Source organism: Thermosulfurimonas marina, assembly GCF_012317585.1.
In the GTDB taxonomy this organism is placed as follows: domain Bacteria; phylum Desulfobacterota; class Thermodesulfobacteria; order Thermodesulfobacteriales; family Thermodesulfobacteriaceae; genus Thermosulfurimonas_A; species Thermosulfurimonas_A marina.
The window spans coordinates 35,365-52,457 of the sequence record NZ_CP042909.1 but is presented as its reverse complement, the minus strand read 5'-3'; the positions used below and the strand labels follow the sequence as shown (position 1 = coordinate 52,457).

The window sequence follows — 17,093 nt, the reverse complement described above, 5'->3', positions numbered from 1 at the left end:
GGGGTGGGGCGAAATTCCCCACCCCGGAGGACTTTTCCGGCTCAACCCCACATCCTATCCCTTTGAAGGATCGTCAATTCTGTTATATTGGGGGTATGGTCCCTTCTTTGCAATAGGGGATCCAAAATAGACGGGGGAGGTCTGTGCATGGCGGCAAAGATTATCAGCGGGAAGGAAATCTCCCAGGAGATCCGGGAGGAGCTCCGCAAGGAGGTTCAGGAGCTTAAGGAAAAGCACGGGGTGGTCCCGGGGCTGGTGACCATTCTGGTGGGGGAAAACCCGGCCTCGGTTTCTTACGTGACAGCCAAGCAGCGCACGGCCAAGGACCTGGGTTTTTATTCGGTCCAAGAAAATCTTCCCGAAGATGTAAGTGAGGACGAACTCCTCCAGATGATCGAAAGGTACAATCAGGACGAAAAGATCCACGGGATCCTGGTTCAGCTTCCCCTTCCCAAACACATTGACGAACGCAAAGTTATTCACGCCATTGATCCCCGGAAGGACGTAGACGGTTTTCATCCGGTAAATGTGGGCAAGATGGTCATCGGAGAGCCCTGTTTTCTGCCCTGTACCCCCCATGGCATTCTGGTGATGCTTCATCGGGCCGGAGTGCAGGTGGACGGGGCGGAGGTGGTGGTGGTAGGCCGGAGCAACATCGTGGGAAAACCCATTGCCAACCTTCTCCTCCAGAAGAGAAAACCCGTGGGCAACGCCACGGTCACCGTATGCCACACTGGCACCCGCGATCTGGCTGCGCACACCCGGCGGGCGGACATCCTCATTGTGGCTGCCGGGCGGCCCAAGGTCATCACCGCGGACATGGTTAAAGAGGGAGTGGTGGTCATCGACGTGGGGGTGAATCGCATCGGGACCACTCCCGAGGGCAAGGCCATCCTTTGCGGAGACGTGGACTTTGACTCCGTAAAGGAAAAGGCCTCGGCCATTACCCCGGTGCCCGGAGGCGTGGGCCCCATGACCATTACTATGCTCATGAAAAACACCGTGGAGGCGGCCAAGCTCTGGGCGGGCCTTCCCAGTGAGGTGGGCTAGACAGGTTTTTAGAGACAATATAAATTAAGAATTAAAGAATTCAAATCAAAGGAGGCCGATATGGACACCAGGGCTCGTTTCAAAAAGAAGAAGGCCGCGCCCAAGGTCCAGAACGAGACCGCCCGGGTCATCTATGAAAGGCTGGGGGACGAAGTCCTGACCACTCCGGCCCGGGTGGAGCGCCGGGGGACCACGCCCTGTCTTTTTGGAAAGGGAGGCACCTGTTGCCGGGTGTGCAACATGGGGCCTTGTCAGGTAGTGGAAGGGGTGGAGGAGTTGCGCGGGGTCTGCGGGGCCAGCGCGGCTACGGTGGTGGCCCGTAACTTTGGACGTATGGTGGCCGGAGGGGCCTCGGCCCACTCGGATCACGGCCGCCAGGTGGCCATCGACTTCTATGAGACCGTCCATGGGGAGACCCCCTTTGAGGTTAAGGACAAGCGGAAACTGCGGGTGGTGGCCCAGGCCTTGGGGGTAAATCCTGATCAGGAAGAGCAAGCCCTCCTCCAGGAAATGGCCGAGGCCGCCCTGCGGGTCTTCAATCAGCAGGAGGGAGAGATCCCTCTCCTCAACCGGGCTCCAGAAAAGAGGAAACAGCTCTGGCGGGAGCTTGGAGTCTGGCCTCGAGGTGTGGACCGGGAGGTGGTGGAACTCCTTCACCGGACCACCATCGGGGTGGACCAGGACCATCGGAATATCTTTATGGCCTGTGCCCGCACGGCCCTGGCCGACGGCTGGGGCGGCTCCATGATCGCCACCGAATTTCAAGACCTCCTTTTCGGAAACCCCGGCCCCATTAAGGCCCGGGTTAACATCGGGCTCAGTGTCATTCGGGAGGACATGGTCAATGTGGCCGTGCACGGGCATGAGCCGGTTTTGGCCGAGGCCCTAGCCATAGCGGCCAGCGATCCGGAGATCGTGGAAGAGGCCAAAAAAGTGGGGGCCAAGGGGGTGAACCTTGCGGGCATCTGCTGTACGGGCAACGAGGTCCTTATGCGTCGGGGGATCCCGGTGGCCGGAAGTTTTCTCCAGCAAGAGGCGGCTATCGCCACCGGGGCCCTAGAGGCGGTGGTGGTGGATGTGCAGTGCATCATGCAGAATGTGGCCGAAATCGCCCGGCACTTTCATACCGCGGTGATTACCACCAATCCCCGGGCCCGCATGGAAGGGGCCATCCATATCGAGTTTGACGCCCGCAAGGCCCTGGAGTGCGCCAAACAGATCCTGCGAGAGGCCATCGCCCGTTTCCCCAAGCGGGATAAGTCCCGGGTGGACATCCCGGATCATTCCGTGGATGTGGTGGTGGGCTTCAGCCACGAGACCATCCTCTACATGCTCGGAGGGCGCTTCCGGGCCTCTTACAAGCCCCTTAACGAAAACATCATCAACGGAAAGATCCTGGGAGTGGCGGCCATTGTGGGTTGCGACAACTTCCGGGTGGACGAAGAGGTCCATGTGGAGCTGGCCAAGGAACTTATCGCCAATAACGTCCTGGTGCTGACCACCGGTTGTGCGGCCACCGGACTGGGGCGGGCCGGACTTTTGAGGCCCGAGGCGGCGGAGTTGGCCGGGGACTCCCTGCGGGAGGTCCTGGAGGCCGTAGGTTGTCCTCCGGTGCTGCACATGGGCTCCTGCGTGGACAACAGCCGGATCCTTATCGCGGCCACGGAAATGGTGAACACCGGGGGTCTGGGCGAGGATATTAGTGATCTTCCGGCCGTAGGATGCGCCCCGCAGTGGATGAGCGAGAAGGCCATCACCATCGGGCAATACTTTGTGGCCAGTGGGGCCACGGTGGTCTTCGGACCGGACTTCCCCACGCTCAAAAGCCAGGTGGCCACCGACTTCCTCTTCCACGAGATGGAAAGGATCTTTGGGGCTGGCTGGAGGGTGGCCCGCAAGGCCGGGGAATTCGCGGCCATCATGATCGACCATATTCAGGCCAAGCGTAAGGCCCTGGGGATCGACAAACCCAAGCCGCGGGTCCTTTACGACATGGCCATGCGGCGGGCCCTGGAGAGCCCCAAGGTCACCAGTCCTTTCCATGGGCTGGGCTGTTTTGGACCGGTCTCTCTCCGGGTCTCGCCGGAGGAGGAAAAGAAGGCCGCCTAAAACTGCAGAGGAGGACTTAGATGGCCAAAAAGTCTGGAAAGGTCTTGGTGGTGGGAGGTGGAATCGCCGGGATCCAGACCGCTCTGGATCTCGCGGACCTTGGCTATTACGTCTACCTGGTGGAGAAGAAGGCCTCCATCGGGGGGGTGATGGCCAAGCTCGACAAGACCTTCCCCACCAACGACTGCAGTATCTGAATACTGGCGCCCAAGATGGTGGAGGCCGGTCGGTCTCCCAACATTGAAATCCTAACCCTGGCCGAGGTGGAGGGTCTCTCCGGGCGGCCGGGAAATTTCAAGGCCCGGGTAAAGATTAGGCCCCGCTATGTGGATCCGGACAAGTGCACGGCCTGTGGACAGTGTATGCAGTACTGTCCGCGGGAGGCCGTGGACGAGTATAATGAGCGGCTCGATTTCACCCGGGCCGCGCGCATCGACTTTCCTCAGGCGGTTCCTACCTCTTATTACATTGATGAAGAGCGTTGTCTCCGGCTCAACCATGAGACCTGTATGATTTGCACCAACGTCTGCGGCCCTAAGGCCATAGATTTTTCGCAAAAACCCGAGGTGCGGGAGCTTGAGGTGGGGGCGGTGGTCCTCTGTCCCGGGTTCGGGGAGGTGCCGGAGGAGGCCCTTACCAAGTACGGCTACGGGGTCTATCCCGATGTGATGACCAGCCTGGAGATCGAGCGTTTGATGTGTGTTTCCGGCCCTACCGAAGGAGAAATCCTACGCCCCTCAGACCTCACCCATCCCCGGAAGATCGCCTTCCTCCAGTGTGTAGGCTCCCGGGATGTCTCCTGCGGGCGGCCCTTCTGCTCCTCGGTCTGCTGCATGTACGCCATGAAAGAGGCCTCTATGCTCAAGGAACATGCCCCCGAGACCGAAATTGCCCTCTTTTTTATGGATATCCGCACCATGGGCAAGGGCTTTGATGCGGCCTTTGAGCGGGCGGTGGAAAAATACGGCCTGCGGGTGGTCCGGGCCCGGGTACCCAAGGTGGAGCAGGTGGACGGCCGTCTGGGGCTGACCTACGTTACCGAGGAGGGGGAGGTCCACCGGGAGCTCTTTGATATGGTGGTTCTTTCGGTGGGGCTTTCGGCCCCGGCCGGAGCCGAAGAGTTGGCCCAGAGGTTCGGGGTGGAGCTCAATCCCTTCGGTTTTGCCCGGACCTCGGCGGCGGATCCCCTGACCCTCAGGCCGGGAATCTATGTGGCCGGGGCCTTTCAGGGGCCGAAGGACATTCCCGAAAGCGTGATGCAGGCCAGTGGTGCGGCCGCCCAGGTCTCCGAACTCCTCTCTGAGGTCCGCGGAAAGGACGCGGTAGAGAAGAGTTTTCCTCCGGAAGACGAAGAGTTGCTCTCTCTGGAGCCCCGGGTGGGGGTCTTTGTCTGTCATTGCGGGGTGAACATTGCCGGAGTGGTGGACGTTCAGCGGGTCAAGGATTATGCGGCTAGTCTCCCGGGGGTGGTCTATGCGGACAACATGGTCTATTCCTGCGCCCAGGATTCCCTAGAACGTCTCAAGGAAATTATCCGGGAACACAAGCTCAACCGCCTGGTGATTGCGGCTTGCAGTCCCCGGACCCATGAACCCCTCTTTCAGGAGACCCTGCGGGAGGCGGGGCTCAACCTGGCCCTGGTGGAGATGGCCAACATCCGGGACCAGTGTGCCTGGGTGCATGCCGACGATCCCGAGGCGGCCACCCGCAAGGCCATGGACCAGGTGCGGATGGCCGTGGCCAAGGCCCGAAGGCTGCGCCCGCTTGAGCTTCAGAAGGTAAAGGTCACGCCGGCGGCCCTGGTCATCGGAGGCGGGGCGGCAGGGATGCAGGCCGCCCTTTCCATCGCCGAGCAGGGCTTTGAAGTCCATCTAGTGGAAAGGGAAAAGGAGCTCGGGGGGAACCTGCGGCGGGTGCGCTTTTTGGCCGAAGGAGAGGATCCGCAGAAGATTCTGAAGGATTTGATAAAGAAAGTAGAAAAGCACCCCCGGATCCACCTTTATACCGGGGCTACGGTGGAAAACATCTCGGGTTATGTGGGTAATTTCACCTCCACCCTTCGGGTGGCCGAGGGCTCTCAGGTGGTCAACCATGGAGTAGTGGTCCTGGCCACCGGGGCCCACGAACATCGTCCCCGGGGCTACCTCTATGGCGAAAGCCCCAAGGTCCTTACCCAGCTCGAGTTTGAGGAAAAGCTCTCTCAGGGCAAGCGGGCCCTAGGCAAGGTCAAGCGGGTGGTGATGATTCAGTGTGCGGGCTCCCGGGGGGAGGAGCTTCCCTATTGCAGTAAGCTTTGCTGTACCCAGGCGGTGAAAAACGCCCTCAAATTCAAAGAGCTCAAGCCTGAGGCCGAGATCTTCATCCTCTATCGTGACTTGCGCACCTATGGTTTTTACGAGGAGCTCTATCGGGAGGCCCGCAACCGGGGAGTGGTCTTTTTGCGCTACGAGCCGGAGCGGCGGCCGGAAGTGATAAAGAAGGGCCGGGGAGTGCGGGTAAAAACCTGCGATGCCCTATTGGGAGAAGAGGTGGAGATCCCCGCGGATCTGGTGGTCCTTTCCGTAGGGGTGGAGGCCGAGGCCGAAAACCCGGTGGCCCAGATCCTCAAGACCCCGCTTACCCCGGAGGGTTTCGTACTTGAGGCCCACGTAAAGCTCAAGCCGGTGGAGGTAGCGGTGGATGGGGTGTATGTCTGCGGTCTGGCCCATGGTCCCAAGCCCCTGGCTGAGACCTTGGCCCAGGCTCGGGCTGCGGCGGCCAAGGCCGCTATCCCTCTGGCCAAAGGCTATGTGGAGGTTCCGCCCATCGTCTCCCGGGTGGATGCGGAAAAGTGCATCGGCTGCGGGATCTGTGCGGCCCTCTGTCCCTACAGCGCCATCGAGATGGTCAAAGTGGACAAACGGCGCAAGGCCCAGGTGATCTCTGCGGCCTGTAAGGGATGCGGGGTCTGCGGGGCGCACTGTCCGGTCTTTGCCATCACCCTGGGAGGTTTTACCGACGAGGCCATCTTGGAGCAGATCCGTGCCTTCGGCCTGGAGGAGGCCGAAGAGAAGGCCGCTAGTGAAGAGACCAAGGAAGCCGCTTAAAGGAGGAGGATTATGGGATTTGAGCCCAGGATCCTGAGCTTTCTCTGTAACTGGTGCTGCTATGCCGCGGCGGACTCTGCCGGGGTGGCCCGGTTCAACTATCCCCCCAATAACCGGGTCATCCGCATCATGTGTACCGGTCGCATGGATCCCCGGTTTGTGGTAGAGGCCTTTTACGTGGGCTCTGACGGAGTCTTTGTAGGCGGGTGACACCTCGGGGAATGTCATTACCAGTCTGGTAATTTCGAAGCTTTGGTGATGGCGGAAACGGTAAGGAGGATCCTCGATACCGTGGGGATCCGGAGAGAGAGATTTTATATCGACTGGGCCTCAGCGGCCGAGGGCCCCCGTTTCGTGAAATTGGTCACCGATTTTACTGAAAGGATCAAAAAGCTCGGTCCTCTCGGGGAGGCGGAGGGTCTTTCTCGGCAGACCCTGCGGTTTCGCTTGGAGTCCGCCCGCAAGCTCTGCGAAAACATGCAGTTTAGGGCCCAGTACGGAAATTTGGCCCGGGAGATCAAAAAACTCGGGGACTACAGCCCGGAAAATATCGAGGCCCTAGTGGAAAAGAAGCTCCTTCCCCAGATCAGAAAGCGCATCTTTGAGGCCGAGGTCCGGGAGCTGCTTTCCCAAGGGCCCCAGAGTCTTGAGGCCCTGGCTCAGGCCACCGGGGCTACCGAGGAAGAACTTTCGGGTATCCTCAAATCTCTGGAAAAGGGGAAAAAGTGATGGAGCTTTTGCTTGAAAGGGAGTGGCTTCCGCAGGTGGAGGGGCTTCCGGAGACTTATAGTCAGTGTTTCCGCTGTGGGGCCTGTTCGGGGATCTGTCCGGTGAAAAAGACCCGCAAGGAGTTTGATCCTCGGGTGATTGTGCATGCCACCATCCTGGGGCTTAAGGAAAAACTTTTCGGCCGCCCCCTTCTCTGGTGGTGTTCCCAGTGCGAAAGTTGTGTCCCGGTCTGTCCCATGGAGGTAAAGCCGGCGGAGGTCATCCGGGCCCTGCGGAACTATGCCCTCAAGACGGGACTGGCCACGGAGGAGGATCTTTTCGAGGCCGGAAGACTGGCCCGGGTCAATCCCGGAAAATGCATTGTGTGCCTTACCTGTGTACGGGTTTGTCCCTTTGGGGCTCCGAGCATCCGGGAAGAGGGTTATGCGGTGATTGATCCGGCCAAATGCCACGCCTGCGGGATCTGTGTGCGGGAGTGCCCCGCCCGGGCCATCGAGATGAAGCCCGCGGCGGAGTTTGAGATTTTAAGAGTGGGGGTGTGAGGGGCATGAAGGTGACCATCGGAGTGCTTTGTTGCCACTATACCAACCAGGCCGGAGAGGAAGATTTTCGCCAGATCCCGGGCACGGTGATTGTGCGGCGCTACCCCTGCTCGGGCCACATCGAGGTGGCCGATATCCTCAAGACCTTTGAGGAAGGGGCGGAGGCGGTTCTGGTGGCCGGCTGCGAAAAGGACAAGTGTCATAACCTTTCCGGAAGCCTGCGGGCGGAAAAGAAGGTCTTGGGGGCCCAAAAGATCCTGGAGGAAATCGGCCTGGAGGCGGAAAGGGTCCGCTTTGCCTATCTTCCGCGGCTGGACACCGGCCCCTTCATGGCCGAGGTCAAAAAGACCTTCGAAACAGCTTTAAAAATAAAATCTAATTCTTGAGGAGATTGTCAAAATGATAATTGCTGAACGAAGGCCCCTTCCCAAAATTTTGAAGGCCATTGAGCCTTATGAGAGGGTTTTGGTTCTGGGGTGTCGAGGCTGTGTGGCCATCTGTTCGGCCGGAGGGGACCGAGAGGTGGAGACCCTGGCGGCGGCCCTGAGGCTGGCCCGCAAACGGGCCGGACGAGAGCTGGTGACCGGAGAGGCCACGCTCATTCGCCAGTGCGACCCGGAGTATCTGGCCCCGCTGCGGGAGCTGGCCCGGGATTACGAGGCGGTGGTTTCCATGGCCTGCGGGGTGGGGGTCAACCTCATTGCGGATCTTTTCCCGGAGATCCGGGTCTATCCCGGAGTGGATACCACCTTTTACGGGGCCAATCCCGCCCTGGGGGAGTGGCAGGAGAAGTGTCGGGGCTGTGGGGACTGTATTGTCGATGTGACCGGGGGGCTTTGTCCCATCGCCCGGTGTGCCAAAAATCTTTTGAACGGCCCCTGTGGGGGCTCTCAGGGGGGGCGCTGCGAGATTCGCCCGGAGGTCCCCTGTGTATGGTACCAGATCTATGAGAGGCTTTCAGAGCGGGGAGAGCTGGAGAGGCTTCTGGCCTTTTTCCCGGCCAAGGATTGGCGCCCGGCGGGCCACGGGGGTCCCCGGGAGAGGGTAAGAGAAGACCTGAGGTTAGGGTAAAAACTCTGAGGAGGTAGGGTGGTGGAGCCAAGGAGCCATTTACAGCGGGTACTTTCCGAAGGGCATTTTGCGGTCACGGCGGAGATCGGGCCTCCCAAGAGTGCCGACGGCGAGGTCGTGCGGCGCAAGGCCCGCCTTCTTAAGGGATATGTGGATGCGGCCAATATTACCGACTGTCAAACGGCCATTGTGCGTATGTCCTCTATCGCCTCGGCGGTTCTAGTGATGGCCGAGGGGGTAGAGCCGGTCATTCAGATGACTTGCAGGGATCGCAACCGGATCGGGATTCAGGCCGACCTTCTGGGAGCGGCGGCCCTGGGGGTACGCAATCTCCTCTGTATTACGGGAGATCATCAGAAATTTGGAAACCACCCGGAGGCCAAAGGGGTCTTTGATTTGGATTCCATCCAGCTTCTAGATATGGTCCGGCGGATGCGGGACGAAGGCAAGTTCCTCTGCGGGGAGGAACTTACCGGGGACCGACCGCAGTTCTTCCTGGGGGCGGCGGCCAATCCCTTTGCCGATCCCTTTGAGTTCCGGGTCAAGCGTCTGGCCAAAAAGATCGCCGCCGGGGCGGAATTCATCCAGACCCAGATTGTTTACAATGTGGAGCGGTTTCGGAAGTTCATGGAAATGGCCCGGGATATGGGGCTTGTGGAGAAGGCCTATATTCTTGCCGGAATCACTCCGCCCAAGTCCTTCGGAATGGCCCGTTACATGAAATATTTCGTGCCCGGGCTCGATGTTCCGGACGAGATCCTTCAGCGGATGAAGGAGGCCAAGGACAAGCGGGAGGAGGGGATTAATCTCGCGGTGGAGATTATTCAGCGGGTGCGCGAGATCCCGGGGGTAGCCGGGGTCCATATTATGGCCATTGAGTGGGAGGAGGCCGTCCCGGAAATTGTGAAGCGCGCGGGGCTTCATCCGCGGCCCCTGGAGGCCGAGGTACGTCCACCCATTGCCGTGGAGGTGGAAAAGCCCGTGGAGCGGGTGGAGGTACTGGCGCCTCCGGCTGAAAAGGGGCCCGAGGTCCCGCCGAAGCTGGAGATCCCGGTGGAGGCCGTAAAAGAGGTCTTTTCCACCATCCGTTCCAGCATGGAGGCCTTGAGAGAGGGGGTAAACCTCCTCCACGACAGCTTGGCCCGGCTGGAGCGGGCCCTTCTGGGGGGCGAGGTGGTGCCCGTCGAAAGGGTGGAGATTCCGCGGGTAGAAGTAAAGGCCGAGGCGCCGCCGGTGGAAGAGGTCAAGCCGGAGGAGAAACCCCCGAAAGAAGAGGTCCGACCCGAAGAGGTGGTGGAAGAGGTAGAGGTCAAAGAGGAAAAACCTGCGGAAAAGGTGGAGGTCAAGGAAGAAAAACCTCCGGAGGAAAGGCCTCCGGCAAAGGAAAGGCCCCCGGTGGAGGAGAAGCCGCCGGTAGAGGCTCTGGCCGCTCCGCCGGAAGGGGTAGAAATTTTGGGCTTCTCCGGAGAGTATCGCCCTCTTTCGGAACGGGCGGCTGGGCTTCCGGAGGATCTCTATAAAGACCCCGGCACAGCCTATATTCGGGAGGTGGAGATCGGAAAGGGCGCCAAGGCCTTCAAGGTGGGAGGGACCAACGTTTTGCCCTTCCACCTCTTTGAAGGCGAGATGCGCCATCCCCCGCGGATTGCGATGGAGGTCCTGGATGTAAAACCCGAGGACTGGCCGGAGAGTCTCACCAAGTACTTTGCCGAGGTATTAGGGGACCCTGCGGCCTGGGCCAAAAAATGTGTGGAAGTTTACGGGGCCGAGGCCGTATGCGTCTATCTCTTAGGGACCGACCCCAATTATCTCAATCTGGATGCCAAACATGCGCGAGAGGTCGTGGAAAAAGTGGCTTCGGCGGTGGAAGTGCCTTTGATCATCTGGGGGGCGGGACATGCGGAAAAGGACGTGGAGGTCCTGCGCGAAGTGGCGGAGGTGGTAGGAGACCGGGGAGCGGTGATTGGACCGGTTGAAGAGGCCAATCACCGTACTTTAGGGGCTACGGCCATGGGATACGGACTCCCGGTGGTGGCCTCAAGTCCTATTGACGTTAATTTAGCCAAGCAACTCAATATTCTCCTGGAAAACGTGGGGGTGTCGCTAGACAAGATCCTCATGGATCCTTCCATTGGGGCCCTGGGCTATGGATTGGAATACACCTATTCGGTGATGGAGCGCATCCGGCTTGCGGCCCTTTACGCCCAGGACGACAAACTCCAGGTACCTTTCGTCTGCAATGTAGGCCGTGAGGTCTGGAAGACCAAAGAAGCCGGCCTTCCCAGCGATGAGACCCTGGGAGATCAGGAGATCCGGGGAATCCTCATGGAGGCCATCACCTCCGTGGCCCTGGCCCTAGCCGGAGGGGATCTTTTCATCATGCGGCATCCCAAAGCCATAGAGTTGACAAAAACGATAATAAGCGGTCTTATGCAACAAAGTTAAAGGAGGGGTTAAGGTATGTCGAAGATCATTGCCACCAAGGCCATTCGCGGGGCTCACAAGATTGTGGAGCAGGCCCAGGAAAAATATGAAGAGGCGGTGAAGAAATTCGGCAAGGAAGCGGAGGTGGCCTTTCCGAACACCGCCTACTATCTTCCCATCATCTACGCCATGTTGGGCTATCCGGTAAAGAGATTGGGGGACTGCGGAGAGGTCCTGGAGGAGGCTCGGAAGCTTCTTCCTCCGGTACCAGACGAACATCTCTGGACCCCTTACCTGGGACCGGCGCTGGATGCGGGGATGGCCACCTTCTTTGCCGAAGAGATCATCGAGGCCATCCGGTATTTGGAAGATCCCAACTTCTATACCAAGACCGAGGAGCCGGTAAACGGGAATATCTGGCTTGGGGCCGCCGACGACGTTATTTTCCGGAAGCGAGGAGTGGAGTTTGTGGACGGAACCGCTCCGGGCTTTGCGGCCATCCTGGGAGCCCCGCCGGACAAAGAGACCGCGGTGCGCATCGCCCAAGAGCTTCAGGAAAAAAACCTCTATGTATTTATGCATCATCATACCGACGGGCGCTACATGCCGGAGATGCTCAAGGAGGCCGGGGTACAGCTCGGCTGGCCCACCCGGCTGGTCCCCTTCGGGCCGGACTATACCTCGGTGGTCTTCGCCATCGGGTTTGCCTGTCGGGTGGCCATGGCCTTTGGGGGTATCAAGCCCGGGGACTATATGGGCAATCTCCTCTACAACAAGGACCGGACCTTCGCCTTTGTGATTACCTTCGGGCCCATCTCCGAGGAATGGTACGCCAACGGAGCCGGGGCTATCAACTGGGGCTTTCCGGTGATCTCCGACTGGGATGAGCCGGAGATCAAGCCCTACGGGATCTGTATGTACGAACATGTGGTCTCCCGGGTGCCGCACGAGGAGATCGTAGACCGGGCCATTGAGGTCCGGGGGCTCAAGGTGACCACGGTCAAGCTGGACATTCCGGTGGCCTACGCCCCGGCCTTTGAGGGAGAACGGGTGCGTAAGGACGATCTTTACCTGGAGTGCGGGGGAGGTCGGACCCCGGCGGTGGAACTCCTGCTTTCCAAGCCCTTGGATGAGGTAGAGGACGGCAAGATCGAGGTCATCGGGCCGGAGATCAATGAGGTGGAGAAGCTGGGTCTTCCGGGTCCGCCTTACCGGCTGCCCTTCGCCGTGGTGGTGGAGGTAGCCGGAGCCAACATGCAGGAGGATTTTGAGGCCATCCTGGAGCGGCAGTTTCACCATCTTATCAACTATGCCCAGGGGATTATGCATGTAGGCCAGCGGAACATCATGTGGCTGCGCATCAGCAAACAGGCTGTGGAAAAAGGCTTCCTTTTCCGGCACATCGGACAGATCCTTTACGCTAAGATGCGCCAGGAATTCGGGGCCATCGTGGACAAATGCCAGGTGACCATCTATACCGAGGAGGACAAGGTCAAGGAGATCCTGGAGCTGGCCAAGGAGGTCTATGCCAAGCGGGATGCCCGGATTGCGGGCATGACCGATGAAAGCGTGGATGTCTACTATTCCTGCACCCTTTGCCAGAGCTTTGCCCCCAGCCATGTGTGCGTAATTACCCCGGAGCGGATCGGAATGTGCGGGGCTTACAACTGGCTGGACGGGAAGGCCTGCTACGAGCTCAATCCCGCAGGACCCAACCAGCCCATTGAAAAAGGGGAGCTCCTTGACGAACGTCTAGGTCAGTTTTCCGGAATTAACGAATTCGTGAAAAAGGCCAGCCGGGGCAAGGTGGAACGGGTGAGCCTTTACAGCATCCTGGTGGACCCCATGACCGCCTGCGGGTGTTTTGAGTGTATTGCTGCGGTGCTGCCCTCGGTAAACGGAATCATGATCGTCAACCGGGACTACATGGGCATGACCCCCACAGGAATGAAGTTTTCCACCATGGCCGGAATGGTGGGTGGGGGCCAGGTCACGCCGGGTTTCATGGGAGTCTCCAAGCACTACATTACCTCGCGGAAGTTTCTTTTGGCCGAAGGAGGGCTTAAGCGGGTGGTCTGGATGCCCAAGATGCTCAAGGAAGAATTGAAGGAGCGCCTACAGAAACGGGCCGAAGAGTTGGGGATTCCGGACCTCCTGGACAAGATCGCCGACGAGACCGTGGCCACCAGTGAACAGGAGGTCAAGGAGTGGATCGAGAAGGTCAAGCACCCGGTGCTTGAGATGGAACCTCTGATGTAAAGGGAGGGCTGCGATGGGACTGACCGGTATCCAGATAATGCAGAAGCTGCCCAAGACCAACTGTGGGGACTGCGGCTTCCCTACCTGTCTGGCCTTTGCCATGAAGGTGGCTGCCGGGCAGGTGGAGATCGACAAGTGCCCGCATGTGGACCCGGCGGTGAAGGAGGAGATTGCGGAGGCCTCGGCGCCGCCCATCCGGACCGTGGTCCTGGGAAGCGGGGAGCATCAGGTAAAGCTGGGGGGAGAGACCGTCCTTTTTCGGCACGAAAAGCGCTTTGAAAACCCTACCGCGGTGGGGGTGCGGGTGGCCACGGACATGGCCGAGGAAGAGGTGTCGCGGAGACTTTCGGCCTTTAAGAGGTGCCGTTGGGAGAGGGTGGGGGTGCAGCTTGAGCCCCAGATGGTGGCCGTGGAAGATGCCGGGTCCGGGAAAGAGGCCTTTGTCTCTCTGGTTAAACGGGTACGGGAGGAGCTTCCAGAGGCGGTCTTAGTGCTTATGAGTGGAGATCCGGAGGCCCTTTCGGGGGCCTGTGATCTCTGCGGGGAACATCGCCCGCTTCTTTATGCGGCCACTCTGGATAACTTTAAAGAGTTGGGCGAGCTAGCCAAAGAGAAGAAGGCCGCCCTGGCGGTCAAGGGGGAAAATCTTGGGGAGACAGCCCGGATCTCCGAAGAGCTTCTCAAAATGGGACTTAAAGATCTGGTGCTGGATACTGGAGCCCAGAGCGTGCGCGAGCTCTATGAGGATCAGGTGATCGTGCGTCGGGCGGCCATCAAGAAGCGCTTTAAGCCCTTCGGCTTCCCCACTATTACCTTTCCCTATCGCTATGCCCGGGATTTCCTCTCCGAGGCTATCCTGGCGGCGGTATTGATTCCCAAGTACGCCGGGGCGGTGGTGCTTTCGGATTTTCGGCCAGATGTGCTCTTTCCCCTTTTTGTGGAACGGATGAACATCTTCACCGATCCCCAGAAACCACTGGTAGTAGAGGAGGGGATCTATCCCATCAATGGCCCGGACGAGAACTCGCCGGTCCTCATCACCTGCAATTTTGCCCTGACCTACTTCATCGTTTCCGGAGAGGTGGAAGGGAGCCGGGTTCCTTCCTGGCTTCTTATTAAGGACACCGAAGGGCTTTCAGTGCTTACGGCCTGGGCCGCCGGAAAATTCGGGGCGGATACCATTGCGGAATTTGTCAAAAAATGCGGCATTGCCGAGAAAGTGAAGCACCGGAAGTTGATTATCCCCGGATACCTTGCGGGAATCAAAGGAGAACTGGAAGACGAGCTTCCGGATTGGGAGATCGTGATCGGGCCGCGGGAGGCCAGCGGCCTTCCGGCCTTTCTCAAGGAATGGAAGGCGGCTTAAAAAATTTGGAGGAGGGAGGCTATGAGCCAGCAGGTGGTATGCATTGCCGAGTCCATTAACATTATGTCTAAGACCATTGGCCCGGCCATGAAGGAGCGCAACCCCGAGCCCATCCAGAAGATGGCCCGGGAGGAGGCTGAACGGGGGGCAGACTATCTGGATCTCAACATCGGCCCGGCCAAAAAGGACGGCCCGGAGCTTGCGGCCTGGATCGTAAAGGTGGTGGAAGAGGTCACGGATGTGCCCATTTCCCTGGACACCACCAATCCCGAGGCCATGGCCGCGGGCCTTAAGGCCTCCAAAAATCCGGCCCGTTGTCTCATGAACTCCATCTCTGCCCAGCCGGAGAGGATGGAAAAGCTCATTCCTCTTGCGGCGGAACTGGGTTGCGATGTGGTGGCTCTTCTCTGGGGACCGGAGGGGATGCCCCGGGACGCCAACGAAAGGGCGGCTTTGGCCGTGGATCTGATTATGAAGCTCAACGAGGCGGGTATTCCCAATGAAAAGATCTGGGTGGACCCCATCGCCACCCCCATTACCTTAGGGGCGGAACAGATTTTGGCCGGCCTGGAATTTCTCTCCATGTTGCAGGATATTGCTCCCGGGGCCAAAAGCACTGTGGGCCTTTCCAATGTTTCCAACGGGGTGGCCTCTCACCTACGTCCCTATCTCAACCGGGTCTACCTCATGATGCTCATGAAATATAATATTTACTCCGCCATCCTGGATGTTTACGATCAGGAACTGGTGGAGATCGCCAAGGGGAAGCATCCGGATTGGGTAAAACTGGTCCATGATATTATGGACGGAGACGAGCCGGACCCCAAGACCCTTTCTCCCAAAGAGCTTGAGATCTACAAGACCACCCGGGTCCTTTTAGGCAAGACCATCTTTTCGGAATCCTGGTTGGAGCTTTAATTTTTCCGGGCGGGCTCCGGCCCGCCCTTCTCTGAGGCCATTCCCGGGAGGTGGGGATGCAGGTCTACTTTGACGGGCGAGCTTACGAGGTCCATCCTCAAGAGACCCTCCTTCAAGCGGCGAGAAGACACGGGATTTCCATTCCCTCCCTCTGCCATCTCCCCGGAGGGGAAGATTCTCCCACCCCCTGCGGTCTATGTCTGGTAGAGGTGGAGGGTAGGGGGTTGGTGCGGGCCTGCGTGACTCCGGTGGAAGACGGGCTGCGGGTCCATACCCAGAGTGAAGCGGTCAAAAACGCCCGGCGCCGGAAACTGGAGGCCCTGGCGGTCAACCATTACGGGGACTGCAAGGCCCCCTGTGGACAGCCCTGCCCGGGAGGCCTCAACATCCAGGGCTATATCGCCTTAATTGCCCGGGGAGAATACCGGGCGGCCCTGAGCCTCATCAAGGAAAAACTTCCCCTTCCGGCCTTGGTGGGGAGGGTCTGTCCCCGTTTCTGTGAACCTCGTTGCCGTCGGGCCCTGGTGGATACTCCGGTGGCCATCAACGATCTTAAGCGTTTTGTGGCCGACTGGGGCCTGACCCACGGGGAATTTAAACCGGAAATAGCTCCTCCTAGCGGAAAGAAAGTGGCCGTAGTAGGGGCCGGCCCGGCGGGCCTTACTGCGGCCTATTACCTGCGCCTTAAGGGTCACGAGGTGACCATCTTTGAAGCCCGGGAAGAACCGGGAGGAATCCCCCGCTGGCTCATCCCGGGATTTAAGCTTTCCAAGGAAGTCCTGCGCCGAGAGATCGAGGGGCTCCTTTCTTTAGGCATAGAGTTGCGCACCGGGGTGGCCTGGGGGCGAGATTTTACTTTGGAGGATCTCTTCTCTGAGGGATACCAAGCGGTCTTCCTGGCCGTGGGTTCCTGGAAGGAACGGGGCCATGAGGTGCCCGGGGAGGAGACGGCCCTTTCGGCCTTGGAGTTACTCGAAGCCCTCAATGTGGGAAGGGAAGTCCCGATTAAAGGCGGGGATCGCGTCCTGGTATTGGGTGGAGGATATACCGCCGTAGATACGGCCCGGGCCTTGGTGAGGCTAGGGGCGGAGGTCACCCTGGCCTATCCCCGCTCCCGAGTAGAAATGCCCGCTCCGCAGAGGGAAATCCGGGCCGCAGAGAGCGAGGGGGTAAAACTTTTCCTCATGGCTTTGCCTCTGAAGATCGAAAAAGACGATTCCGGGTTCCGAGTCCTCATGGCCCGTACGGTCCTTTCCGAGCCCGATCCTCGGACCAAGGCCCGAAAGGTTATTCCTCTTGAGGGGTCGGAAGAAACCTGGCTCTTTGATTGGGTGGTGCGGGCCTGGGGGGAGGAACCTCAGACGGATTTCAAGAATTACGGCAAACTGGAGGCTAAACTGGCCACCACCCCCGGAGGGCAGCTCAAGGTCTCCACCGGAACCCTGGCTACCAACCTCCCGGGGGTCTTTGCCGGAGGAGACTTCGTCTCCGGTCCTAAGACGGTCATTCAGGCCGTGGCCTCGGCTCGGCGTGCGGCCG

11 protein-coding genes and 1 pseudogene are annotated in these 17,093 nt (G+C 59.4%); all 12 read left to right on the top strand.

Annotation, left to right across the window (positions count from 1 at the left end; genetic code table 11):
- Positions 1 to 147 precede the first annotated feature (147 nt).
- Positions 148 to 1,050: a bifunctional methylenetetrahydrofolate dehydrogenase/methenyltetrahydrofolate cyclohydrolase FolD gene (gene folD, locus FVE67_RS00275; RefSeq protein ID WP_168718679.1), complete on the top strand. Its 903-nt coding sequence runs from the start codon at positions 148 to 150 to the stop codon at positions 1,048 to 1,050.
- A 60-nt stretch (positions 1,051 to 1,110) separates the two neighbouring features.
- Entirely contained in the window at positions 1,111 to 3,159 is a 2,049-nt protein-coding gene (cooS, locus tag FVE67_RS00270) for an anaerobic carbon-monoxide dehydrogenase catalytic subunit (RefSeq protein ID WP_168718678.1), read from the top strand.
- A gap of 20 nt (positions 3,160 to 3,179) precedes the next feature.
- Complete coding sequence (locus tag FVE67_RS00265; protein WP_168718677.1) at positions 3,180 to 6,245, top strand: CoB--CoM heterodisulfide reductase iron-sulfur subunit A family protein; 3,066 nt, start codon at positions 3,180 to 3,182, stop codon at positions 6,243 to 6,245.
- Positions 6,246 to 6,257: 12 nt separating this feature from the next.
- Positions 6,258 to 6,974, top strand: coding sequence for a hydrogenase iron-sulfur subunit (locus FVE67_RS00260; RefSeq protein ID WP_168718676.1), 717 nt, complete (start codon positions 6,258 to 6,260; stop codon positions 6,972 to 6,974).
- Positions 6,974 to 7,516: a 4Fe-4S binding protein gene (locus FVE67_RS00255; RefSeq protein ID WP_168718675.1), complete on the top strand. Its 543-nt coding sequence runs from the start codon at positions 6,974 to 6,976 to the stop codon at positions 7,514 to 7,516. Before FVE67_RS00260 ends, FVE67_RS00255 begins: the two co-directional genes overlap by 1 nt.
- A 5-nt stretch (positions 7,517 to 7,521) precedes the next feature.
- Positions 7,522 to 7,902, top strand: coding sequence for a hydrogenase iron-sulfur subunit (locus tag FVE67_RS00250; protein WP_168718674.1), 381 nt, complete (start codon positions 7,522 to 7,524; stop codon positions 7,900 to 7,902).
- A 13-nt stretch (positions 7,903 to 7,915) separates the two neighbouring features.
- Positions 7,916 to 8,587: a methylenetetrahydrofolate reductase C-terminal domain-containing protein gene (locus FVE67_RS00245; RefSeq protein ID WP_168718673.1), complete on the top strand. Its 672-nt coding sequence runs from the start codon at positions 7,916 to 7,918 to the stop codon at positions 8,585 to 8,587.
- A gap of 21 nt (positions 8,588 to 8,608) precedes the next feature.
- Entirely contained in the window at positions 8,609 to 11,032 is a 2,424-nt protein-coding gene (locus FVE67_RS09315; protein ID WP_246167905.1) for an acetyl-CoA decarbonylase/synthase complex subunit delta, read from the top strand.
- A 15-nt stretch (positions 11,033 to 11,047) separates the two neighbouring features.
- Positions 11,048 to 13,270 carry an acetyl-CoA decarbonylase/synthase complex subunit alpha/beta gene (acsB, locus tag FVE67_RS00230; protein ID WP_168718672.1) on the top strand — a complete coding sequence of 741 codons (2,223 nt, stop codon included), beginning with the start codon at positions 11,048 to 11,050 and terminating at the stop codon, positions 13,268 to 13,270.
- A 13-nt stretch (positions 13,271 to 13,283) separates the two neighbouring features.
- Complete coding sequence (acsC, locus tag FVE67_RS00225; RefSeq protein WP_168718671.1) at positions 13,284 to 14,636, top strand: acetyl-CoA decarbonylase/synthase complex subunit gamma; 1,353 nt, start codon at positions 13,284 to 13,286, stop codon at positions 14,634 to 14,636.
- A gap of 21 nt (positions 14,637 to 14,657) precedes the next feature.
- Positions 14,658 to 15,554, top strand: a complete 897-nt coding sequence (locus FVE67_RS00220; RefSeq protein WP_168718670.1) for a dihydropteroate synthase — start codon at positions 14,658 to 14,660, stop codon at positions 15,552 to 15,554.
- Positions 15,555 to 15,610: 56 nt separating this feature from the next.
- A pseudogene (locus tag FVE67_RS09310) lies at positions 15,611 to 17,068 on the top strand (FAD-dependent oxidoreductase); the annotation flags it as partial.
- Positions 17,069 to 17,093 lie beyond the last annotated feature (25 nt).